Source organism: Saccharomonospora iraqiensis subsp. iraqiensis (genome assembly GCF_000430445.1).
GTDB lineage: Bacteria > Actinomycetota > Actinomycetes > Mycobacteriales > Pseudonocardiaceae > Saccharomonospora > Saccharomonospora iraqiensis.
In genome coordinates this window covers 51,402-72,658 of record NZ_KE387099.1, presented here as the reverse complement: position 1 = coordinate 72,658, position 21,257 = coordinate 51,402, and the positions used below count along the sequence as shown (strand labels likewise).

Annotated in this window: 26 protein-coding genes; 13 read left to right on the top strand and 13 right to left on the bottom strand. The window is 66.8% G+C overall.

The features are described from left to right. Positions 1-1,307 (bottom strand): cytochrome P450 (locus ACTIR_RS23405; protein WP_065388590.1); only part of this gene is annotated, 1,307 nt, incomplete at its 3' end. Positions 1,308-1,414: 107 nt separating this feature from the next. Between ACTIR_RS23405 and ACTIR_RS0114215 the strand changes: the two genes are divergently transcribed. Both ACTIR_RS0114215 and ACTIR_RS0114210 read left to right on the top strand, forming a co-directional pair. After that, the gene (locus tag ACTIR_RS0114215; protein WP_052583892.1) at positions 1,415-2,032 is read left to right on the top strand and encodes a TetR/AcrR family transcriptional regulator; all 618 of its coding nucleotides are present in this window, start codon (positions 1,415-1,417) and stop codon (positions 2,030-2,032) included. 130 nt (positions 2,033-2,162) lie between these two features. Beyond that, positions 2,163-2,933: a VOC family protein gene (locus tag ACTIR_RS0114210; protein ID WP_026454792.1), complete on the top strand. Its 771-nt coding sequence runs from the start codon at positions 2,163-2,165 to the stop codon at positions 2,931-2,933. Between the two features lie 124 nt (positions 2,934-3,057). On the opposite strand, the gene ACTIR_RS0114205 is transcribed toward ACTIR_RS0114210, so the two are convergent. Then, a complete protein-coding gene (locus ACTIR_RS0114205; RefSeq protein WP_026454791.1) occupies positions 3,058-3,663 on the bottom strand; it encodes a class I SAM-dependent methyltransferase in 606 nt (201 codons plus the stop codon). Between the two features lie 226 nt (positions 3,664-3,889). On the opposite strand from ACTIR_RS0114205, the gene ACTIR_RS0114200 reads away from it, so the two are divergent. Together ACTIR_RS0114200 and ACTIR_RS23400 are read left to right on the top strand one after the other, a co-directional pair. Continuing rightward, positions 3,890-6,742, top strand: a complete 2,853-nt coding sequence (locus ACTIR_RS0114200; protein ID WP_026454790.1) for a penicillin acylase family protein — start codon at positions 3,890-3,892, stop codon at positions 6,740-6,742. Positions 6,743-7,144: 402 nt separating this feature from the next. Beyond that, positions 7,145-7,399 carry a hypothetical protein gene (locus tag ACTIR_RS23400; protein WP_084789513.1) on the top strand — a complete coding sequence of 85 codons (255 nt, stop codon included), beginning with the start codon at positions 7,145-7,147 and terminating at the stop codon, positions 7,397-7,399. A 62-nt stretch (positions 7,400-7,461) separates the two neighbouring features. On the opposite strand, the gene ACTIR_RS0114185 is transcribed toward ACTIR_RS23400, so the two are convergent. The 8 genes from ACTIR_RS0114185 to ACTIR_RS25485 form a co-directional block, all read right to left on the bottom strand. Further along, on the bottom strand, positions 7,462-7,734 hold the full coding sequence (locus tag ACTIR_RS0114185) for a DUF7660 family protein (RefSeq protein WP_154663762.1): 273 nt from the start codon (positions 7,732-7,734) through the stop codon (positions 7,462-7,464). A gap of 42 nt (positions 7,735-7,776) precedes the next feature. Beyond that, on the bottom strand, positions 7,777-8,403 hold the full coding sequence (locus ACTIR_RS0114180; RefSeq protein ID WP_026454787.1) for an IMPACT family protein: 627 nt from the start codon (positions 8,401-8,403) through the stop codon (positions 7,777-7,779). A gap of 171 nt (positions 8,404-8,574) precedes the next feature. Continuing rightward, on the bottom strand, positions 8,575-9,024 hold the full coding sequence (locus tag ACTIR_RS25960; protein WP_154663761.1) for a hypothetical protein: 450 nt from the start codon (positions 9,022-9,024) through the stop codon (positions 8,575-8,577). Beyond that, positions 9,014-12,643 (bottom strand): RHS repeat-associated core domain-containing protein, encoded by a 3,630-nt coding sequence (locus ACTIR_RS23395; protein WP_154663760.1) that lies wholly within the window; start codon positions 12,641-12,643, stop codon positions 9,014-9,016. Before ACTIR_RS23395 ends, ACTIR_RS25960 begins: the two co-directional genes overlap by 11 nt. A gap of 109 nt (positions 12,644-12,752) precedes the next feature. After that, positions 12,753-13,454, bottom strand: coding sequence for a WXG100 family type VII secretion target (locus ACTIR_RS0114170; protein ID WP_026454786.1), 702 nt, complete (start codon positions 13,452-13,454; stop codon positions 12,753-12,755). After that, positions 13,451-13,765, bottom strand: a complete 315-nt coding sequence (locus tag ACTIR_RS0114165; protein ID WP_026454785.1) for a type VII secretion target — start codon at positions 13,763-13,765, stop codon at positions 13,451-13,453. The genes ACTIR_RS0114170 and ACTIR_RS0114165 overlap by 4 nt, the downstream gene beginning before the upstream one ends. Positions 13,766-13,767: 2 nt before the next feature. Beyond that, on the bottom strand, positions 13,768-14,220 hold the full coding sequence (locus tag ACTIR_RS0114160) for a YbaB/EbfC family nucleoid-associated protein (RefSeq protein WP_026454784.1): 453 nt from the start codon (positions 14,218-14,220) through the stop codon (positions 13,768-13,770). 745 nt (positions 14,221-14,965) lie between these two features. Continuing rightward, the gene (locus ACTIR_RS25485) at positions 14,966-16,222 is read right to left on the bottom strand and encodes a pentapeptide repeat-containing protein (protein WP_161629638.1); all 1,257 of its coding nucleotides are present in this window, start codon (positions 16,220-16,222) and stop codon (positions 14,966-14,968) included. Between the two features lie 192 nt (positions 16,223-16,414). Here ACTIR_RS25485 and ACTIR_RS25480 point away from each other — a divergent pair, with 192 nt between their 5' ends. Then, the gene (locus ACTIR_RS25480; RefSeq protein ID WP_233345913.1) at positions 16,415-16,966 is read left to right on the top strand and encodes an HD domain-containing protein; all 552 of its coding nucleotides are present in this window, start codon (positions 16,415-16,417) and stop codon (positions 16,964-16,966) included. On the opposite strand, the gene ACTIR_RS0114155 is transcribed toward ACTIR_RS25480, so the two are convergent. Together ACTIR_RS0114155 and ACTIR_RS0114150 are read right to left on the bottom strand one after the other, a co-directional pair. Continuing rightward, entirely contained in the window at positions 16,954-17,430 is a 477-nt protein-coding gene (locus tag ACTIR_RS0114155; RefSeq protein WP_026454783.1) for an NUDIX hydrolase, read from the bottom strand. The genes ACTIR_RS25480 and ACTIR_RS0114155 overlap by 13 nt on opposite strands. Before the next feature lie 14 nt (positions 17,431-17,444). Then, entirely contained in the window at positions 17,445-18,188 is a 744-nt protein-coding gene (locus ACTIR_RS0114150) for a helix-turn-helix domain-containing protein (RefSeq protein WP_034240106.1), read from the bottom strand. 119 nt (positions 18,189-18,307) lie between these two features. Between ACTIR_RS0114150 and ACTIR_RS0114145 the strand changes: the two genes are divergently transcribed. Beyond that, positions 18,308-18,559, top strand: a complete 252-nt coding sequence (locus tag ACTIR_RS0114145) for a hypothetical protein (protein WP_233345912.1) — start codon at positions 18,308-18,310, stop codon at positions 18,557-18,559. On the opposite strand, the gene ACTIR_RS0114140 is transcribed toward ACTIR_RS0114145, so the two are convergent. Continuing rightward, positions 18,543-18,905 carry a GntR family transcriptional regulator gene (locus ACTIR_RS0114140; RefSeq protein WP_026454780.1) on the bottom strand — a complete coding sequence of 121 codons (363 nt, stop codon included), beginning with the start codon at positions 18,903-18,905 and terminating at the stop codon, positions 18,543-18,545. The two genes, ACTIR_RS0114145 and ACTIR_RS0114140, sit on opposite strands and share 17 nt — an antisense overlap. Before the next feature lie 116 nt (positions 18,906-19,021). Here ACTIR_RS0114140 and ACTIR_RS0114135 point away from each other — a divergent pair, with 116 nt between their 5' ends. The 7 genes from ACTIR_RS0114135 to ACTIR_RS26685 all read left to right on the top strand — a co-directional run. Then, complete coding sequence (locus ACTIR_RS0114135; RefSeq protein ID WP_026454779.1) at positions 19,022-19,324, top strand: hypothetical protein; 303 nt, start codon at positions 19,022-19,024, stop codon at positions 19,322-19,324. Next, a complete protein-coding gene (locus tag ACTIR_RS0114130) occupies positions 19,324-19,848 on the top strand; it encodes a hypothetical protein (RefSeq protein ID WP_026454778.1) in 525 nt (174 codons plus the stop codon). The genes ACTIR_RS0114135 and ACTIR_RS0114130 overlap by 1 nt, the downstream gene beginning before the upstream one ends. A 28-nt stretch (positions 19,849-19,876) precedes the next feature. Further along, entirely contained in the window at positions 19,877-20,137 is a 261-nt protein-coding gene (locus ACTIR_RS0114125; protein ID WP_026454777.1) for a hypothetical protein, read from the top strand. A 38-nt stretch (positions 20,138-20,175) separates the two neighbouring features. Beyond that, a complete protein-coding gene (locus tag ACTIR_RS0114120; protein WP_026454776.1) occupies positions 20,176-20,586 on the top strand; it encodes an NUDIX domain-containing protein in 411 nt (136 codons plus the stop codon). Between the two features lie 88 nt (positions 20,587-20,674). Continuing rightward, entirely contained in the window at positions 20,675-20,860 is a 186-nt protein-coding gene (locus tag ACTIR_RS25955) for a hypothetical protein (protein WP_154663759.1), read from the top strand. Between the two features lie 2 nt (positions 20,861-20,862). Continuing rightward, a complete protein-coding gene (locus tag ACTIR_RS0114110) occupies positions 20,863-21,069 on the top strand; it encodes a hypothetical protein (RefSeq protein ID WP_052583886.1) in 207 nt (68 codons plus the stop codon). Further along, a partial coding sequence (locus tag ACTIR_RS26685; protein WP_034240101.1) for a hypothetical protein occupies positions 21,062-21,257 on the top strand: 196 nt, incomplete at its 3' end. The genes ACTIR_RS0114110 and ACTIR_RS26685, both read left to right, overlap by 8 nt.

The window sequence follows — 21,257 nt, the reverse complement described above, 5'->3', positions numbered from 1 at the left end:
GGCGGACGACGCGCCCGGCGCCCCGGGCCGGTGCGTTCGGCGACCCCGCGGGAACGCCACCGTTCACCGGGCTCGGTGGTGGGCAGCAGGGAGAAGTGCCGCAGCATCGTGCGCAGCGCGACGTTCATCTCCATCGTGGCGAAGGCCGCGCCGATGCAGCGGCGGGTGCCGCCGCCGAACGGGATCCACTGGTAGAGGTCGGGCCGCGAATCGACGAACCGGTACGGGTCGAACCGGCGTGCGTCCGGGAACACCGACTCGTTACGGTGCAGCAGGGCGATGCTGGCGAGCACGAGCTGTTTCCGGGGCAGCCGCCAACGTCCGATCTCCAGGCCGTCGACCTCCACCGTCCGGCCGACCAGGTCGATCACCGGGCGGGTGCGCTGCACCTCGGTGATCGTGGCGTCCCGCAGCGTGCTTCCCCCCGCGTCCGCCTCGGCGGTGAGCTCGCCCAGCAGGGCCGGGTGCCTGCGGAGCCGTTCGACGGCCCACGCCAGCGTCGTGGCCGTGGTCTCGTGTCCGGCGGCGAGCAGGGTGAGCAGCTCGTCGGCGATCTCACCGTGGGTCATCGCGCTGCCGTCCTCGTAGCGGGCCTGCAGCATCAGCGAGAGCACGTCGTTGCGCTCGTCGAGGTTCCCGCCCCGTTCCGCCTTGGTGATGAGCCGCTCGACGATGGCGTCGAACTCGTCCCGCATGATCTTGAACCGGCCCCACGGGCTCCACCACCCGAGGTCGACCTCCGGCACCGGCAGCACGGCGAGCCGCGATCCCAACGTGACCAGGCGGGGGATCCGGTCCCGCAGCCGTTCCAGCTCCGCGCCCTCGGCGCCGAACACCGCGCGCAGGATGATGTTCAGCGTGATCCGCATCCAGGAGGGCAGCGTCGCGAACGACGTGCCCTCCGGCCACGCGGCGAGCTCGCGCCGGGTCTCCTCCTCGACGATGCCTTCGTACGCCGCGAGCCTGCGGCCGTGGAACGGGGGCACCAGCAGCTTGCGCTCGCGGCGGTGCCGGTCGCCGGTCAGGGAGAACATCGAACCCGGACCGAGCAGCCTGCCGAGGTTCGGTTCCATGTTCTCCGCGCGGTCGGGCCTGGTCTGCAACAGCTGCTTGACCTCGTCCGGGTCGCTGAGCACGACCGTACGGCCGAACAGTGGGAGGTGCACCGTGAAGGCGTCCCCGTAGCGGTCCCGCAGGGACTTCATCCCGCGTTGCGGGGACACGATCGCGTGCGCGGCCTGCAGCGCGGGTGGCAGACCGGGCCCGGGAGGCAGCCCGGTCCCGGCAGGCAGGGTCTCGGTCGGCATCGGAGTGGCTCCCCCTCGTGCGTCTGGTACGTCGGCGTACCAGCGGTACGGTACGCATCCGTACCGCGCCGGACAAGAGGCGGCCCGGGCCGTATAGCGTGGAGGCCATGACGACCGGCAGCGAGCGCGTCACCGAGGCCCCCGTGCCCTCCGCCGGGGACGGGTTCCGGCAGCGGCTGCTCGCCGCGCTCGCCGACGCGCTGGCCGAGGACGGGTACCGCACCACGACGGTCGCCGACATCGTCCGGCGCGCCCGGACCTCCCGCCGCACCTTCTACGAGCACTTCTCCGGCAAGGAGGCGTGCTACCTCGCCCTGCTCGCGGCGGCGAACGACCACACGATCCGGCGGATCTCGGCGGCGGTGGACCCGGCGGCGCCGTGGGAGACGCAGATCCGGCAGGCGGTGGCCGCCTGGATCGCCTCCGCGGAATCCACCCCCGCGGTCACCGTGAGCTGGATCCGCGACCTGCCCTCCCTCGGCGCGGCCGCACGCGAGCTCCAGCGCGAGGCGATGGACGCCTTCGTGGTCATGATCCAGCGGCTCTGCGACACCGACGAGCTCCGCGCGGCCGGGGTGCGGCCGGTGACCCGCCCGCAGGCGATCATCCTGCTCGGCGGGCTGCGTGAGCTGCTGGCGGCCACCGTGGAGGACGGCGGCCGGATTACCGACATCTCCGAGGCGGCCGTCGACGCGACGATCGCACTGCTGCGCCCGCGCTCCTGACCACCCACCCCGTTGCCGGGGGTTCCCTCCCCACACACGGCCGTGTACCGCGATCGGGTGGCGACCGGCCTGTTCCCGTCGGACCCTGGCGCTAGTCTCCGCACAGAACGGCCGGTAGTGAGGAGATGCGATGAGCGAAGTGACCACGGCCCAGCCGCCGGGTACACCGACCTGGCTCGATCTGGGCATCCCGGATCTCGACCGGGCGATGGGCTTCTACGGTGCGGTGTTCGGCTGGGAGTTCGACGTGGGGCCGGAGGAGGCCGGCCGGTACACCCAGTGCCTGCTGCGCGGCCGCCGGGTCGCCGGGCTCATGCCGCACCAGGATCCGGACGCGACGGAGTTCTGGTGGAACCTGTACTTCGCCACCGACGACTGCGACGCCACGGCGGCCACGGCGGAGCGTGCCGGTGGTTCGGTGGTGACCGCCCCGACGGACGTCATGGACGAGGGGCGGATGGCGATCGTGCGGGACCCCACCGGTGCGCAGTTCGGACTGTGGCAGGCGGGTGCCCACCTCGGGTGTGAGCTCGTCAACGAGCCGAACGCCCTGCTCCGCAACGACCTGCTCACCCGGGACCCCGCCGCCGCACGCGAGTTCTACCGCGCGGTGTTCGACTATTCGCTGGACGGCGACCCGAACATGCCCGACGCCGACTCTACCTTCCTGCGCAGGCCGGACGGTCACGAGATCGGCGGCATCGTGGGCGACCCGTCGGCGGAGCGGCCCGGCTGGGGCACCTTGTTCCAGGTGGACGATGCGGACGAGACGGTGCGCCGGGTCCGGGACAACGGCGGGACGGCCGCCGACCCGTTCGACATGGTCTACGGACGACTCGCCGGGGTCACCGATCCGTTCGGGGCGACGTTCCAGGTGGGTTCTCCCGGGGCGGAGGCGTGACCTCGGTGAACGGCGATCCACCGGGCGGTGGAGCCCAGAAGCAACGCCGAGCCCACGAGCAGCGCTGGGTCCACGAGCAGCGCTGGGTCCACGAGCAGCGCTGGGCCCACGAGCAGCGCGGAGCTCACGGGCGGCGGAGTACGGCGACGAGGAAGTCGGCGTCGTCGGTGAACGGGCGCAGGTCCCATGTGGACAGCGCGAGGTCGGACACGAAACCGGCCGCGTCGGCGTCGGCGAAGAAATCGGGGAACTCGTAGCCGCGACCGGCGCCGAATCCGATCGCGGCCCGCCCGCCCGGAGCGAGGTGCGTGTGCAGCCGACGGAGCACCTCCCCGCGGGTGCTCGGCGCGCAGAAGGGCAGGACGTTCCCGGCGCAGACGACGGCGTCGAAGGGCTGGGACAGGCCCCGTGCGGGCAGGTCCAGTTCGGCCAGATCGCCGACCAGCCACCGCGGACCGGGGTAATCCTGCTCGGCGGCCTCGATCAGCACCGGATCGCCGTCCACACCGACGACGTCGTGCCCCGCCGCGGCCAGTGCCCCGCCCACGCGGCCCGGCCCGCAGCCCGCGTCGAGAATCCGGGCACCCCGGGGCACCATCGCGTCCACCAGGCGGGCCTCTCCCGCGAGGTCGTCCCCGGCGCGGGCCATGGACCGGAACCGCTCGACGTACCAGGTGGAGTGACCGGGGTCGGCGGTGACCTTCCGCATCCACAGACTCTGCTCGACCACTGCCTGTCCTTTCCCGCGGGTCCTGCCGAACCGACACGTGGCACCGGCCTCGGGTGCCGACGACGGCCACGACGATACCCGGCACGGTGCCGCTCCGGCCGTCCGTGACCGGACGGACCCGCCGACGTCCGCGCTGCGCCATTCGGGTGAGCGAAAAGCGAATCACTTTCACTTCGTCGTCGCGCGGTCGTAGTGTGCCCGTGGTCACAACGTCGAGGGAGGCCGTATGCGCGCGCGGGTGTCCGTCTCGATCGCCGCTGTCGCACTCGTCGTCGTCTCCGCCCTGGTCCCCGTGCCCCGGGCCGCCCGGGCGGACACCGGGGCGGAGGCCGACACGGGCACCACCGCACCCGGCGAGGCGATCCCGGACCACTGCGGGGACCGCTGCGCCGAGATCCTCCCGCCGGGCCAGGACGGCAGCGCCACACTCACCGAGATCCTGGCGCACCAGCTGGTCGGCACCCGCCCACCGCACTCGGACGACCAGCTCGGCACCTATGCCGCCCTGGCCGACGAGTACCCCACGGTCACCACGGACACGATCGACCGGTTCTTCAACGACGCGAGCTTCGGCGTCGAGCCGGACGAGGTGGACAGCCGGATCCGGCCCCGTGACGACGTGACCATCGTGCGCGACTCCGACCACGTGCCGCACGTCTACGGTGACACCCGTGAGGGCACCGAGTTCGGCGCCGGGTACGTCGCGGCCCAGGACCGCCTGTGGATCATGGACGTCCTGCGCCGGGTCGGGCGGGGCCAGCTCACCTCGTTCGCCGGCGGTGCCGAGGCGAACCGGCAGCTCGAACAGCAGTTCTTCGCCGCCGCCCCCTACACCGAGTCCGAGCTGCGGGCGCAGATCGACCGGCTGGCCAACTCCGGCCCGCGCGGCCGGCAGGGACTCGCGGACGCGCGGGCCTACCTCGACGGCATCAACACCTACATCGAGCGCGCGAAACGCGGCCGCTACTTCCCGGGCGAGTACGTGCTCACCGGGCACGTCACCCCGATCACCAACATCGGCGAGATCGAACCGTTCACCCTCACCGACCTGGCCGTGCTGGCCTCGGTGATCGGCGCCCAGTTCGGCGTCGGCGGCGGGGGAGAGGTCCGCGCCGCGATCGCCCGACTCGCCCTGCACGAACGCTACGGCCCCGAACAGGGCGAACGGGTGTGGCGCGGGATGCGTGCGGCGAACGACCCGGAGACCGTGCGCACCCTGCACGACGGGCAGACCTTCCCCTACGGCGGCACCCCGGACGAACCCGAGGGGCGGGCCCTGCCCGAGCCCGGTTCGGTCACCGGGCAACCGCTCGTGTTCGACCGCGAGGGGTCCGCGGCCGACGCGGATGCCGAGCCGCAGCGGGTGTCCGCACCGTCCCGGCTCGACCCCGCCCGCGGCATCTTCGCCGACGGGGTGCTGCCGGCCGACCTGCTCAGCGGGGAGACCGGGATGTCCAACGCGCTGATGGTCTCCGGTCGGCACACCGACAGCGGCAACCCGGTCGCCGTGTTCGGCCCGCAGACGGGGTACTTCGCGCCCCAGCTGCTCATGCTGCAGGAACTCCAGGGGCCGGGGATCAGCGCGCGTGGTGCGTCGTTCGCCGGGCTGAGCTTCTACGTGTTGCTCGGCCGGGGCCAGGACTACTCGTGGAGCGCCACCAGCGCGGGCCAGGACGTCCTCGACACCTACGCCGTCGAGCTGTGCGAACCGGACGGGAGCACACCGACGCGGGAGTCGGACCACTACCGGTTCCGGGGCGAGTGCGTGGCGATGGAGACCGTCGAGCGGGAGAACGCGTGGAAGCCCACCATCGCCGACCCCACCCCACCCGGTTCCTACACCCTGCGCAGCTACCGCACGGAGTTCGGCCCGGTGACCCACCGCGCCGTCGTCGACGGTGCCCCCGTGGCCTACACCACGCTGCGCTCGTCGTTCCTGCACGAGGTGGACTCGCTGATCGGCTTCCAGAAGTTCAACGACCCCGACGCGATCCGCTCGGCGGAGGACTTCCAGCGCGCCGCCGCCGACATCAATTTCACGTTCAACTGGTTCTACGCCGACGCCGACGACACCGCGTACTACAACTCGGGCGCCAACCCGCAGCGCCCCGACGTGGTCGACCCGAGCATGCCGATCCGGGCCGAACCCCGCTTCGAATGGGAGAACTGGGATCCGGAGACCAACACCGCCACCTACACCCCGTTCGAGGCGAATCCGCACTCGGTCAATCAGGACTACTACGTCAGTTGGAACAACGCCCAGGCGCAGGAGTACGCGGCCGCGGGATACGGATGGTCGGCCGTGCACCGGGGTGACCTGCTGGACCGGCGGGTGGCCGACCTGATCGCCGACGGCGGCACGGCGAACCGCGCCGAACTCGTCCGGGAGATGGCGGAGGCCGGCCTGGCCGACCTCCGCGCCGAACGGGTCCTGCCCCTGCTGCTGCGGGTGCTCGACACGGCCCCCGTCACGGACCCGGATGCGCAGGCGGCCGTCGCCCGCCTGCGGGCATGGCTGGACGACGGCGGCCTGCGCGCGGAAACGGAACCGGGCAGCCGCACCTACGCCCACACCGAGGCGATCCGCATCATGGACGCCTGGTGGCCGCTGCTGGTGCGGGCCCAGTTCGAACCGGGGCTCGGCCCGGAGGCCTTCGACGCGATGGTCGACGTCCTGCAGATCAACGACGTTCCGTCCGGGTTCCAGAACGAGGTCCCCGGCAAGCGGGTCGGACAGCCGCACCAGGGTTCGGCCTTCCACTCCGGCTGGTGGGGCTACGTGCACAAGGACCTGCGCGCGGTGCTGGGTGAGCCGGTGGAGGGGCCTTTGGGGGAGACCTTCTGCGGTGGGGGAGACCCCGACCGGTGCCGCGACTTGCTGCTCGACACCCTCCGGCAGGCCGTCGCACAACCGGCCACCGAGGTCTACCCGGGCGACGCGAACTGCGACGCGGGTGACCAGTGGTGCGCCGACTCGATCGTCCACAACCCGCTCGGTGGGATCACCCACGACAAAATCAGCTGGCAGAATCGCCCCACGTATCAACAGGTCGTCGAGTTCGCGACACGACGGGAATGAGCTCGGGCCGCGGACGGTCCGGTCGCCACCGGCGTCGTCGGGACGGGGGAGGATGCGCCGTGACCGGGAATGAGCCGAGGTCGGCGTCGTCGGCGGTGTTCGTCTGGCGTCTCCTCGCGGGTGCCTTCGTCGCCGCCGTCGGCGTGTACCTGCTGCTCGGATCGGACAACCCGGCATGGCTGTCCGCCCTCCAGGTGGTCGCCGGTGCGGTACTCGTGACGGACGCGGCACGACACTTCCACCGGTCGCGGCGTCGCGCAGCGGGCGTGGACGCCGAGGAATCGCGGCCGCCTCCAGGGGCGTCGCCTGGTCACCGGTGATCCGGTGGCCTATCCTGTCCGCGTGGGACTCACCGATGTGACTCGGCATGCCGTTCTCTCGGCCATTGAGGAATGCGACCGCGTGGGCCGGGAACGATTCCTGGCCGACCACGGCTACGCGGAGGCACGTGCGTACCTGCTCCAGCACGAGGGCAGGAGCTACGACTCGAAAGCGATCATCGGTGTGGCGCACGGCTACCTGCCGGGGCGAGAGCCGTTGCGGTCCGCCGAGTTCACCGGAGGGGAACAGCACGTGGCCCGGAGGCTGCGATCGCTCGGCTTCCACGTGACCACGTCCCACGTCGACCCGGAGACGCCGGCCTCAAGCGCAGGCTGACCGCTCCGTCAGCCTGCGACTCCTTGCCATCCGGTCACGCCGATGAGCCGGAAGCAGCCGAGTCACTCGTATGCCAGGGCCGCGCGGAAGAGAGCCGCGACGAGTGGCCAGGTAGGCGCTTCCGGCGTAGGTTCACCTCGCCACGCGGAATAGCCGTCCATGTCGGAGAGCCACGCACTGGCCGCCTCGAGGAAATCCTCCGTTGTCGCGTTCTCGGCAGGAATGTGTCCTTGACGGATCATCGAGGTGAGGGAGGCCAGATACGTCGAAAGCTCCGCTCGAGAACTGATCGATTCCGGGTTGAGCGTGTCCTCCATATCGTTGCGGTCTGGCATGACGGGGCTGACTCCCGGTGTCGTAGGGCTGAGTCTGAACGTTCAGGGCAGGTAGAGATCGACCGGACCGGCGTCGACAGCCTCGACCCCGGCGCCGGAATGTTCGGCCAGCCATGCCGCGAAGTTGTCCACCTCGGCGGTGGGCACGGCGACGGTGAAGGTGACGTCGGAGGCGTAGTCCACGTCCCGCAGCCGGTACGGGGAGTGGCGCAGGTCGTGCTCCAGCCGCCCGGCGCGGTCGTGCGGGACGGCCACCAGCATCGCACGGTGACGCACCCGGCGGAGCTCACCGACGACGTCCAGCGTCGCGCTGAGGGCACCGGAGTAGGCACGCACCAGGCCACCGGCGCCGAGCTTGGTGCCACCGAACCACCGGGACACCACGGCGACGACATCGGTCAGATCGCGCCGGGTCAGCACCTCCAGCATCGGCACACCGGCCGTGCCCGACGGCTCGCCGTCATCGTTGCTGCGGGCGGTGAGTGCACCGGTGTCGGGATCGCCGATCCGCATGGCGACGCAGTGGTGGGTGGCGTCCGGCCCGGCCTTCCGGACCCGCGCGACCACCGCCGAGGCCGCGTCGACGTCCGTGACCCGCGCCACGGTGCACCGGAACAGCGAGCGCTGGATCTCGATCTCGTGCTCCCCGTCACGGGCGATCACCCGCACTCGGCCGTCCGTTCTCCGCTGGGCAGTGATGGGATCAGGGATTCGTCGGAGGGTTGCACCTGCACACACCTGAGGTCGGGAGCTCTCTGGATCAGGTTCGAATCCTAGACTATTCGAACGCGATGCACTCGAGCACATGACCTGGCGGAAGGACTCGGTGTGGAAGATGTATCAGCGTTGTGCATGCTCTGCAGTTATCCGGTGCAGATATCCAGCAAAAAATCCGAGGTGCACCTTCCGGTCGGTCACCCAGGTCTGGGAGTTCTCCTCGGGATTAGTTGCCGACATCACCGGGTCGACCTGCCATGAAATGCCATGCTTCCTCAGGAGCTTTCCTACCGTCTCAAGTGTTCGCGCAGACGGTGGCCAGAGTCCGGTCAACTCGACATTTGCCGCCCTCGGGACTTCTCGGTCGGGCAAGTTGACAGAGATCGCGATAAGGAGCTGGTCGAGGAACCGGAACTCGACGTCTCCGTACCGTGCAATCATCGGTCGCGACCGATGCTGTGCCTCGAGTAGCTCGGGTTCGCCGAATTTGGTGGCCACATTTCCGTACTCGGAACCGCTGCCGACGGAACCGAACTCACCTGAGATGATGAACGTCTCCAGATCAACTTCCATGGTTCCTCAGCGCCTCGATCAGTGCTTTGAGTTCTCGCCCTCGTCCCGTCCACCGGTGGTCCGCATGGCGTGACATCTCAAGTCCCGCTTCCGCGTGTTTCACCAACCAATCGCGGAACTCCTGGTATTCCAATGCTCCCTCCCCCTTCCGAATGGCCTGGGTGACCGCCTGGTCGGTGTACGACGAGAAAACCGGCTTCAGCGCCAGTCCGCCGCTGTGGGTCGGTGAAACCCGCAGCTCGATCCTGCCGACGTTGAAGTGCACGCCCTTCTGGAGAAGATCCGGGGCGATGCTTTGCGATCGCATCATCTGTTTCATCTCCGCACGGGTGCACTTCAGCCCGAGTGGGTCGATCCAGGTGTGTGGGTTAGGAACGTAGCCGTGTGGGTCGATTCCTCCGGCGAAGCCTAACGGATCGCTGCTCGTGTAACGGCCGATAGACGGGTCATAGTGCCGGTGAAAATTATAGTGGAAGCCGCTTTCAGGATCGGTGTACTGGCCTGGAAATTGAAGCGGAGTGTGAACGGTAGGGCGGCTCCGGTCCACTCTGAGTCCCCAAAGAGTGGTGCGGTGCAACTGGACGAGTCCGCCCTGATCACTGACTAGTTCGGTGGGTGTCCCGACCAGATCGGTGACGATTGCATGAAATTGCTCATCGAACCACTGTTGGGGTGCGTGGCGGAGGGTGGACCTCTCGGTCTGGGCTAACGGACGGAGAGTATTTGGCTCATAGTCCCACACTGTCACGCGGATGCCGGGGTCACCGGCCCTGGTGTGAGCTTGTTCGATAAGGACCGGACCATCCCAGCTGAACTCGGTTTGTTCCAGTACACGGGATCCGTCAGGCGAGACGAGCTGCTTGGCGACGCGTCGACCGAGTACGTCGTAGTGGTAGCGCCAGCGGACGCCGTCCGGGGTGAGAACCTCCACGAGGCGATCGTCGGCGTCCCAGTAATACCGCCATGTGTCCGGTTTGCGGGACAAATGTTTCTGTTGGCGGAGCACGACACGCCCTTGAGCATCGTGCTCGTACCGTACCGTGCCGGCGCGGCGAATAAGGGTCCCGCTGTACTCGCGGTCTCCGGCTTCCTCCGCAGTCATCTCGGGAGGTGTTGGCCAGGAGGCGTGCGTGACTTTTCCGGCAGGGTCGTAGACGTAGCGCTCGGTCCAGCCTGTTCCCGTGATGGTGGTGACGCGGCCCACGTGGTCGAGTTCGAACGTGCGTCGACCGGTGAGCGGATCGTCCATCCCGATGAGATGTCCGTCGGGGCGGTAGGTGTAGGAGCGTCGTTGCCTCTGCAGGCCCCCCGTGCTGCTGATGGTCTGTGAACGGAGTTGACTGTCTGTGTCCCACTCTTGAGTCAGAATAGTGTTGCCAGGAAGCCAGCGGTGAAGTTCGTTACCCGCGCTGTCGTACTTGAAATGCAACACACGTCCTGCTGTATGTAGAGCGATCGGTTGGCTGTTCGCGTCGTACTCCCATGTGCTCTCCGCGCCGGAAGGCGTTCGACGACGCACTCGGCGGCCGATTGCGTCGTACAGCGAGGAAACAGTCCGGCCGTTGATCGTCTCGGCGACCACGCGTCCGACCGGGTCACGTCGAAAAATGACCTTCGTGCGGTGATCACTCGCCTCGACCATATTCCCCTGCGGGTCGTACCTGAACCTCGACGTCATCGTACTGCTACGACGTTCGATCAGGTTCCCGAGAACATCGTGAGTGAAGGATACGGTATCCCCCATGCCGTTGGTGCGGGATACCAGCTGCCCGACGGTGTCGTGCTGATAATCGACGGTCCGGCCGTTGAAATCCGTCTCACGAAGCAGGTTCCCGGACTGGTCGTACTCGTAACGCCACACCGAGCCCAATTCATTGGTGACGCTGGTCAGGCGGAGTTCGGTGTTGTACTCGAACTCCAGGCGTGAGCCGTCCGGCCGGATCTCGGTCGTCGGCAGGTCGAAGTGTGTGACGTCGATCCGGGTTTCCTGTCCCACGGCATCGACGAATCCACGGAGATTGCCCTCTCCGTCGTACCTCCAACGATCTGTCGCCCCATTGGGCGATCTACGCCACACGAGCCTGCCGTCCGCTGTCCAGCCGAATTCCGTGGTAACGCCCAACGGATCTGTGGCCTGCGTTATACGGCCGAACCTGTCCCGCACGCAGCGAGTCGTATGGTTGGAATGGTCGACGAACGCGACTGGCAATCCCGCCGCGTCGGTCTCTACCCGTTGTCCGTTGCCCAAGGCATCAGTGCTGCTCATGAGGTGCCCACGCTCATCGTAGGCGTAACTGGTGGTAGCGCCCAGGGGATCGGTCACCCTTGTGAGGTTCCCACGCTCGTCGTACTCGCGCTTGAAGACAGAGCCGTCGGGCATGGTGATCGTAATCGGAAGCCCGAGGATGTTGTACTCGAACCGGGCCTGGCTTCCGTCCGGTCGCGTGACCACGGTCAGGTTGCCGTCGTCGTCGTACTCGTACCGTGTGGTGCGGCCGAGCGGATCGGTGCGGGACAGCAGCTGGTCGTACTCGTTCCACTCGGACAGCGTTTCCCCGCCGAGGGGGTCGATCTCACGGATCGTCTGGCCCGCCTCGTTGAGGTGGTAGGTGGTGCGGGCGCCGAGCGAGTCGGTCCAGTGGGTGATCCGGTTCTCGCTGTCGTACTCCATCGTGCCGCTGAGGAACCCGCCGGAACCCTCACCGGTCACCACGCGCCCTCGGGAGTCGTAGGTGAAGCGATACCAGGTGCCGTTGCGGTCGGTCCAACTCGTGATACGGCCCGCACGGTCGTAGGTGAACCGCATCGGCAGGCCCGAAGCGTTGATCACCTCGGTGAGTCGTCGGTCCTCGTAGACGAAGCGCCGCAGCAGGACGTCGTCGCCGTTGTCCGCTTCCCGCAGGTACAGCGCTGTCACCAGGCCGTCGTCGGACTCGACGCGGATGCGGTAGCCGCCGGAGTGCCGCACCTCGACGGGCGTTCCCGCGGCATCCCGCTCGACGTCGACGCGGTTGCCGTTCCGATCGATGATCGCGGTGAGCGGGAGAACGTTCTCACCGGCCGCGAAGAGGAGCCTTCGCCCGGTGTCGTGCTCGGTGAGGGTGTAGCCGCCGTCCCGGTTGTCGGTGAGTTCGTGGCGGGAGCCCCCGAACCGCACGGTGGCACCGACCGCGGGTGTCGGGGCGAGGAGTAGCTTGCCGTCCTCCGCGGCGAACGACACACCGGCGTTGCCGAGTTCGAGCCGCTGGTCCAGTGTGGACGCCCAGGACGGGCCGAAGTGTCGACCGACCCGGTACGACGAAAGGTGCATCCTCCGCAGCACCATCGGGAGCACCGACTGCAGTTCCACATCGGTCTGCCGCAGGATCATCTCGCCGGTGGCGATGTCGATCGGGTCACCCTGGGTCTGGTGCGCATCCCCGTCCCTGGTGTTGTTCTGCGGATCGGCGCCGTTTCTCTGGTTCAGCGGGGCGTCGTCGGGTCGCTGCGGGCGGTCGGGTTTCGGTGGGTCGGAGCCCGGGGCTGTCGTCGCACTCGCCGGGTTGGTGGAGCTCTGCCCGTTCGTGCCCGGTCTGCCTCCCTCGGCCTTGGCTTCGGTCGCGTCCTGAAGCTCGGCCATGGTGGAGCCCGTGTTCCTTACGCCCACCTGTTGTGGGGTCTTCCGGGAATCTCTCCCGTCACCGTTGCCATTTCGGCCACTGGGTCTTCCCCGTGCCACGGATTCCCCCTCATCCGCTCAGGAGCTTGCTCAGGTTCGACAGGCTGTCGATCAGGCTCGTGACGTAGGTGAGGATGCGGCCGACCCACTTGACCACCGCCGCGACGATCTGGGCGGCGATCACCGGGATCGTCACCACGAAGATCGCCTCGACCGCCCACACGACCACCCGCGCCACCAGGTCCGCGATCAGGTCGCGGACGATCTCGCGGGTCATCTGGACCAGGCCGCCCGCGCCTTCGGTGGCCGAGGCCATCGCGGCCGAGATCGCGGCCAAGCCGCCGAGGGCCTCCACGTTGTTGGCCATCATCGCCTGGTACGCGTCGGCCGCGCCGCCCTGCCATCCGGGGAGGTCACCCTCGAGGCTGGATCTCAGGTCCTCGGTCATGGCGCCGAGTTCCTCGGCCATGTTGGTCCACGTCGCGGCATGGGACATGACCACGTCCGGCATGCCGGTCAGCTCGTCGAGGATCTCCCGCAGCGGCTCGAAGTACTCCATGGCCCAGCCGAGCCCGTTGGAGAGCAGGGCGCTGAACGGATCGAGCACACTGGCGGCGACCTCGAGGGCCAGGCCCGTCCCGGCCAGCGCCCCGGTGACCCAGTCCTCGTTCCGGATCGAGGTGACCAGCCCCTCGACCCCCTCGGCCAGACCCGAGCCGGTCCACGGCTGCCGGGACGACTCGACCGGCGCGACCAGCGAGTCGTCGGTCACGGCAGCTCACCGGACGACCGGATCAGATCCGCGTACTCGGTCTCCCGGCTCTCGTAGACGTCCGCGGCGGAGCGCAACGAGTCCGCGGCGAGCGAGAGGTTCTCCGCGACGAAGTCGATCAGCTCGTCCTGCCGGGTGTGCCGGCCTTCGAGCACCCCGGCGATCCACCCGCAGAGGAGTCCGTACGCCTGGTCGTTCTGCCGGATGTGTGCGCTCGCGCCTTTCACCGCGTCGAAGCGCGCCTGGATCCCGGCGACCTTGTCCGCGTGCGCGCGGAGCTGCTCGGCGTCGACGACGTATCCGTTGGCCATCGTCACCCCTTCTCCAGGAAGGAGCGGTTCTCGTAGCCGTCCTCCTCGGGTTCCGGGGTGGCGGGTGCGTCCGCGTCAGGCTCGCTGCGCAGTTGGTTCTCGACGGACTCCGCGATCGCCCGGGCCGCGGGCGACTCGGTGCCCACCGTGTCGGCGATGATCTCCCGGGAGCGGTCGGCCAGCTGGTTCTTCGCCCGGGCGAGGGTCGCCATGATCGTCCGTGCGACCACGTCCGGTCTGGTGCGCTCCATCCGGTCGGTCAGGGTGAGGTCGACCAGGGCACCGGTCGAGTCGACCGTGAGCTCGACGAGCCCGTCCGGGTCGGTCGCGGTGACCCGGACCTCCTGCAGTTGGGTGCTCATCGTCCGGGTGTCCGCGGCGAGCTCGTCGATACGCCCCTTCCACGCGGCCAGCTTCTCCCGTGCGCCGTCCGGATCGAGGATGCTGTCGTCCATGCCATCCCCCAGGTGATGTCGCGGCTGTACGCCTCACGGAGAGGGTAGTGATCCGCGGTGATCGGGGAAGTGACAATGGGATCAAATGGCCCGAATGGCCGCATGTCGCCGTGAATGTGAGCGGTTCCGACGGGTCGGCGTCGAAATCGTCGTTTCAGCCGGTAAGACGGCTTGGATGATTCGGGAGAATTGCACGGACAATTCGGTGCCGCCCCTGCGGAGCCCTCGCCGTCGTGCACACGTCGCTGCCGTATCGGGACGTGGTGGTGCCGGAACTGTCGTCCGTTTCGCCCCGGACGGACTGCTGCCGCCGAACGAGTCCGACAGTGAATGCCCTGCCGGCGACCGATGGCGGCCCGTGGGTGGACGGGATCGCGGAGGGTCCGCGTGCGGCCGTGGTCGCCGTCGCGATGCGGACGAGGACGGAGGGTGCCCCCGGTGCGACTCGAACGCACACTGGACGGATTTTGAGGGGAAGCAGGTAGTAGTGTTTGAGCTGCAAGTATGGAGCTCTCCGATGGCGTTGGTACCGCATATGGGCCGTGCCCCCAAAGCGGCAGCGTGGTTGAGAGCACTGAGGTGTGTTTGAGCTTAGCCCCCTTCCGTCCTCTGCATAGCGCGCTACCCAACTCGCTGTGGGCGACTTGTGTCCGCGCCCATAGCGACACGCACTTGAGTGGCTGCGCCGTACTCGTGGAGACGGGTAACATGGATTAGCTTTGACGAGAAGCGGTTGTAAAGATTTTTATGGTTCCTCCGAACTGCTCTCCTTGTCGGTAAAGTCCGCTTCTATTCGCCCCCTTGATTCCAAAGCCTGTGGTGGATCAACTGGTCCGTTGAATATTGCATCCTTTGTATAGAGTTGCCCGGCAAAGGTAACGTTGAAAAAAAGTGACTGGCCTGAAAAGACGGACCTGTTAAATCGAGCGAGGTTTGAGAATAGTGCTGCCGAGAAGGTTGCATCGTGAACAAACTCAACCCGGTCGAAGAATGCGCGTCTCTTGAATATTACCTCCGGAAACGAAGCTTCTTTCGCGAAGCGTGAACGACGGAACCAAACATCTTCTTCGAATTTCGAAGAGTCGAACCACGCATCTCCGTGGAACTGAGCCGAAGAGAACAATGTGGGTTGCATGAAGTGGGCGCTTTCGAAAAGTGCATCTTCGTCAAATGCTGCATCGTGGAAATGTGCAATCTGATAGAACGAGGAGTATGGAAACCAAGCATTCCCTGATATGTGGGCGCTGTCAAAATAAGCTGCACCTTCGAAAACTGCTTCCAGGAATCGCGCGTATTGTTTGAATTCAGCGCAACTAAAGTTAGCAGTGCTAGCGAACTTAACTCGATCGAACAATGCATTTCCAACAAAGGTCGCTGAGTTGAAGTTTGCGGTTCGCATCTCGGTGTCACTCATATCGAAGTCGATGAGAGTGGCCCCTGTAAGGTCTAAGTCGATATCCTTCCAGGTGTTAGAACTAGATGCCTGGTTCTCGCTTACCAGCATATTCGTGCGAAGTATTCGCTGAGCTGCTATGCGGACTTCTCGCTCTCGGAGACTTGATTCTCTGTCGGCTTCCGGGGTGGCATCTGCGTCGGTCAGGTCGGATTCGAAAGGGGGAGTGTACGGCATGCGGAGATACGCGCATATTACATTAACGATTGTCTGACGCTGATTTTCATGGTTCTGCGCCAGTCGTTCTAGCGCATACAATCCGCCGAAACGCACTGATGCTCTCTCGGATCCAATCTGCTCAACTGCAGCGGTGTAGAGTTCAGTAATTCGGCGTTCGGTGGCGTCTGCCTCGGCGGCATTTGATACCGACTGTTGATGGACTAGAGTTTCTTCAGTAGACCTCTGTCGACGGTAGGCTAAGTACAAGGCGATGAGGCCACCGCTCCCGGCCACGATGCTCAAGCCGATCTTGAGAGCCTCGAACCTTGCGCTGACAAGGTGTTCGCCAGTGAGTCCCTCAGTCGCTTTCACCCACAGAGCAATAGTCACGAGGATAGCCAGTAGGAGGGCTACTGCGGCGAGTAGGGATAGCGTCTTGGTGGTCAATGGTTGCGTCGGTGGTGGTGCGTGAGCAGCTTGCTCACGCGATGATCTAGACACGGTGATCATGATGCCCGAACTCAGCGAGCTCGTACACACGACATGCCGCTCTCGCAGGCAGAAGTAGGTACAGTGTGGGCCGTGACGTTACTAACTCAGGCGGTCAAGTTGTCCCGGGAGCTCGTGGAGCCGTTAGGTCGCCGTTGGTGGCATGTTCGAGCCGTGGCAGACAAGGCTGAGACACTCGCCTACGCTGTTGCGCCGAATGAGAAGATGATACTGCTCACTGCAGCTTGGCTCCATGATATCGGCTACTCGCCGAGGATCGGCGAAACGCGTTTTCATCCGCTCGATGGGGCGCGTTTTCTTCGAGATCAGAACTGGCCAGGTACAATCGTCAATCTCGTAGCGCATCACTCAGGTGCTCGTTTCGAAGCCGTGGAACGTGGATTGTCGACAGAGATCAATGAGTTCCCGTTCGCGGACAGCCCCGTTATGGATGCGTTGGTCACAGCTGACCTTACGACCGGACCGGGTGGTGAGGAAATGACATATGAGGAGCGGATTACGGAGATCCTGGAGCGCTACCCAGACGACCACCCGGTCCATCGTACGTGGGTCAAGGCTGCGCCAGTCCTGAAGGAGTGCGTGGTCCGTACAGAGGAACGGCTGGCGCGAGCTCAGCCGAGGTGAGGCTCTGTATGGCTCGTGTCGAGCGCCTGCTCGACACGCATCCGCATCGACGGGTGGATGTTGAGGCCGTCAAGTTCGCTTGGGTCGACCCAGCGGACGGCCTTGACCTCGGTCTCGTCTTGGCGTGGCTTTCCGCTCGTCCAGCGGCCGTAGAAGCAGAGTGAGAACTGCTGTCGGACCTCGCCATCGGGATACGCCATGCGGTGGTTGGGGTTAGTGTAAGTGCCGACCAGGCCGGTGACCTCGATGTCGAGTCCGGTCTCTTCCTTTACCTCACGGATGGCGGTGTCGATGATGCTCTCGCCTGGATCGTGGCCGCCTCCGGGTAGTGCCCACAGGTTATTGTCGATCTTGTGAATGAGCAGAATGCGGCCGTGCTCGTCGCGGATGGCGACCGTGACCGAGGGGACCACGCTATTGATGGTCGGCGCGTTCGGGTCGTCGATGTAGTCGATGCGTGCCATGAAGCCGCGGCTCCTTATTCGAGTGGTTCGGGAGTGGCCTGGTTCCAAACTCGTTCGAATGAACGCATGTAGTGCTGCCACATGTGGCCGTTTGGCAGACACTTCAAGTGGAGCACGGGATTCTGCCCGGCGAGCGCACCGTGGGCGTGGCCGTTGACGAGCAGGTCTTCATCGAAGCGGTAGAGCGAGTTGTACAGGATCGTGCCGTGGGTGCGGACCTCGACGCCGTCAAGGCCGGCTACCTCGGCGAGGTAGCGCCGCATGAGCTGCACTCTGCCTTCGAGTCCACCGGGCGTGCCCTCATCGACGGCTCGCTCGACGACTGCAGGGGCGGTTTCGTCGCCGACGAGAAGGCGAAACCGGACGCCTTTGGCGGCTTTGCGCTGGATAACCGGCACGAGGTCGTACTGCTCGACGAGGAAGGCGCCGGAGAAGACGAGCACGTCCATCTGCTCGCTGACGTCGTCGATGAGACGTTGCCAGGTCGGCCCGGTGATGGATGAGCGCGACGGGTAGAGCTGCACGAGCTCGTTCTCGTGGCCGTTGCTCGGCAAGTCACTGACGGCCGCCGGCCATAGGTCCATCTCGCGGGTACGCAGCACCGTCGCGACCTGCTGTCGGGTGGTTCGGTGCGGCTTGCGTGTCTCGTTCCCGATCCAGCGTTCGACGGTCTTCGGGTCGACACCGACCTTGGTCGCGAGGACATCGACGGTCAGGCCGGCCGCGAGCATCGCGGTCCGGAGTCGATCATTCGCCATCGCGATTACCTCGTGGGACGTTTCGGGACGTTTTGGGGACGTTCATGCAGATCAGGACGTCTGAAGACGTCGCCGTAAACGTGGTGTAGACGTCCGCTGACAGGCGGTTTCCTAGGGACATGGCACGGGCGATCACCGCCACAACGACGAACTGGGAGGAAGCTATGTCCCGCAAGCAGACCATGCCGACCATGCCCGCACAGAGCGGCTCGGGCGTGCTGTCGAAGTTCCTCGGGGTTCTGGCCCTGCTCGGGATGCTGGTGCTCGTGGTCAAGCACCCGGTCGAGGCCGCCGAGTGGACCGTCTCGGCGTTCGGAGTCCTCGAGTTCGTGGCGGAGGGCGTCGCGAGCTTCATCAATCAGCTTTCGTAGGCCGCTGCCGGCGCTCGATGTCCGAGACGCGTTCCTTCAGCTCGGTCACAGTCGCTTGGAGCGTGGCGACTTCCTGCCGGAGCTCGTCGAGTGTCTCGGGCGGCTGTGGCGCCGGCTGTGTGTCGCTGACGTACACGCCGACCGAAGGGCGGGCGATCACCCAACCTTCGTCCTGCAGGATGCCGACCGCCTTCTGGGCGGTGACCAGGGAAACGCCTTCCTGCTTTGCCAACTCGCGGTTGCTCGGGAGCTTCGTCCCCGGCTGGAGTCGGCCCGTGCGGACGGCTTGGCGAAGTGTTTCCGCGACGCGCTCGAACGGCGCCATGCCCGTACTGCTGCTTGCCACACACCGAGCGTACCGCGCCTGACCAACCCCGACCTAGTTCACGCGGATGGAGTAACGACACAGTGACATGATCTGACATATGTTGGTCCATGTCGGAATGACGAAGGAGGACACAGGTGAAGACGGCACGGATCACGAGTCGCCTGGCCCGCGAGGTCGTGGCTGTGGCGACGGATGTGGATGTTTGCGCTGCGCAGTGGGAGGAGGACGCGCACGTGGAGCGAGAGGAGATCGAGCGGTTGCTTGATGAGGTTGATCGGGAGTTGGCCGAGGAGGAGCGGACCGCGGCGGTGCGGCTTGATCGGTCGTTTCTCGATGCGCGTCGGGCGTGGCGTGCGGTGCGGCGGGGTGAGCGGGCGGTGTTGCGGGCGTTGCCTGAGCGGTGGGACGTGGCCGAGTCGGATGGGGAGGCGGCGTGATGGCCGGGCGGAAGTGGTCGAGGAACCGGAAGCAGCAGGGGCGGGAGTCGGTGCGTCCGGACCAGGTGCGGCGGCTGGTGAACGCGATGCGCGAGGAGGACGACGCGCCACTGCTGCCGGAGGAGCACCCGGTCAATTCCGAGTTCGAGCGGGCGAAAGCGACGTTGGAGTCCGCGCAGCGCAATTCCACGCAGGCCGAGCAGCGGGCGGCGTACGAGGCGCTCAAGCGGGAGTACCGGAGTACCACGCCGCTGCCGAACAACTCTTCGGGAGGTCCGATGGCGGACATGGAGACCCTGCGCGCCCGTGGGGAGCACGTGGTCTCGCAGTTGGACGAGCTCGCGGCCCGGCTGGCTGCGGTGCAGGAGCAGACCGGCGAGCTGATGGGCCAGATCGCGGCGGTTGCCGAGCAGGCCACCGAGGTCGCTGGGCAGGCCCGCACTTCGGTGGACACCGCACTCGGCGGGGCGCGGCAGAGCGTGCAGGGCATGCGGTCCTACCTGGACGGACTGACCGAACGCTGAGCACACCGACCCGGAAAGGACGAGCATCGTGTCGTACGTCGAAGAGATCCGCCACCTGCTGCAGTCCGGTGCGGAGCGCGCGGACGCACTGGCCACTGAGCTGCACGGCATCCAGAACCACCTGGACGAGGTCCGCGCGCAGATGCGGGAGCTGTTCGAGGGCTCACAGTCGGCCGAGGTGTCCCGCGCCCACGACAACCTCGGCGAAACCTGGACCTGCGTCGAGTCCGGCGTCTACGCCCTGGCCCACACCCGCTACCTGCTGTGGGAACGCGCCCAGCAGCTCTAGAGCCGCCCGGCCTGCAATGCCGACAGAAGGAGTCACTTGTGGACGAGACAATCCGCCTGACCGCCGATGTGGTCGCGCTCGCAACCAGCTACAACACCGCGCGCGTCTTGTTGATCCGCCGCCGGTGGGAGCCGTTCGCTGGAGCGTGGGCGCTGCCGGGTGGGCACGTTGATGCCGGAGAGCCGGTCGAACACGCCGCCGAGCGGGAGTTGGCCGAGGAAACCGGCATCCACGCCCTCGAACTGGACACCGTGGGCACGTTCCACGCGCCGGGACGTGACCCGCGTGGCCGATACGTCAGCGTGGCCTACCGCACCAAGCTACCCGCCACCGTGACCCCAGTCGCGGCCGACGACGCCGCCGAAGCCCGCTGGGTGCCTGTCCCCGAGCTGGCAGACCTGCGGCTGGCCTTCGACCACCGCCTGATCATTCACGCCGCCCTGACCTAGTTACGCCCCGGCCCGACGCCATCCGACCAAGAACGCGCGTCGGGCCGGGCCTCCCGACAAGCCGGTCAATGACTCGAAGGGAAACCCGATGGTAAAGCACACCAGCTACAACCCGTGGTCTGTGGTCACTCTGGTGCTGACCCAGCTTGCCCGTGAGGGGCTGCGTCCCCGCCTGGCGGTGGAGGACACGCACCGGGCACGGCAGGCCGCGATCGAGCTGCTGGACGCGCTCAACCTCGTCGCCGAGGTGCACGAGGGCGGTGAGGACTCGTGAGTATGGCCGACATCCTCGCCACCCACGGCGGCTGGCGGCTGGCGCTGTTCGCCGCGGCGGTGCTGCTGTACCTGCTCATCCACGCCGCGCGCCTGCCGTTCGTGGCCGTTGCCCGCGTGTTGGCCGGGCTGCTGCGCGGACTCGACACCCGCCTGTCGGCCGCGATCACCCCGCCTGTGACTCGTGCTGGAGGGAGTAGCCATGCCTGACACCACCACGACCGAGGTCGACACCACCATGCAGGGCGAGTTGGCCCGGCGTGCCGACTCGGCCCACCGCAGCCGCGCCGACCGGGTCAGCTCCACGCTCGGCTACTACAGCCCGGAGTTGGCCGCCGCGACCACTCTCGGCGGCCTCGGCGCCGTGCTGTGGCACCCGGCCGTGGCGGCCGTGGCCG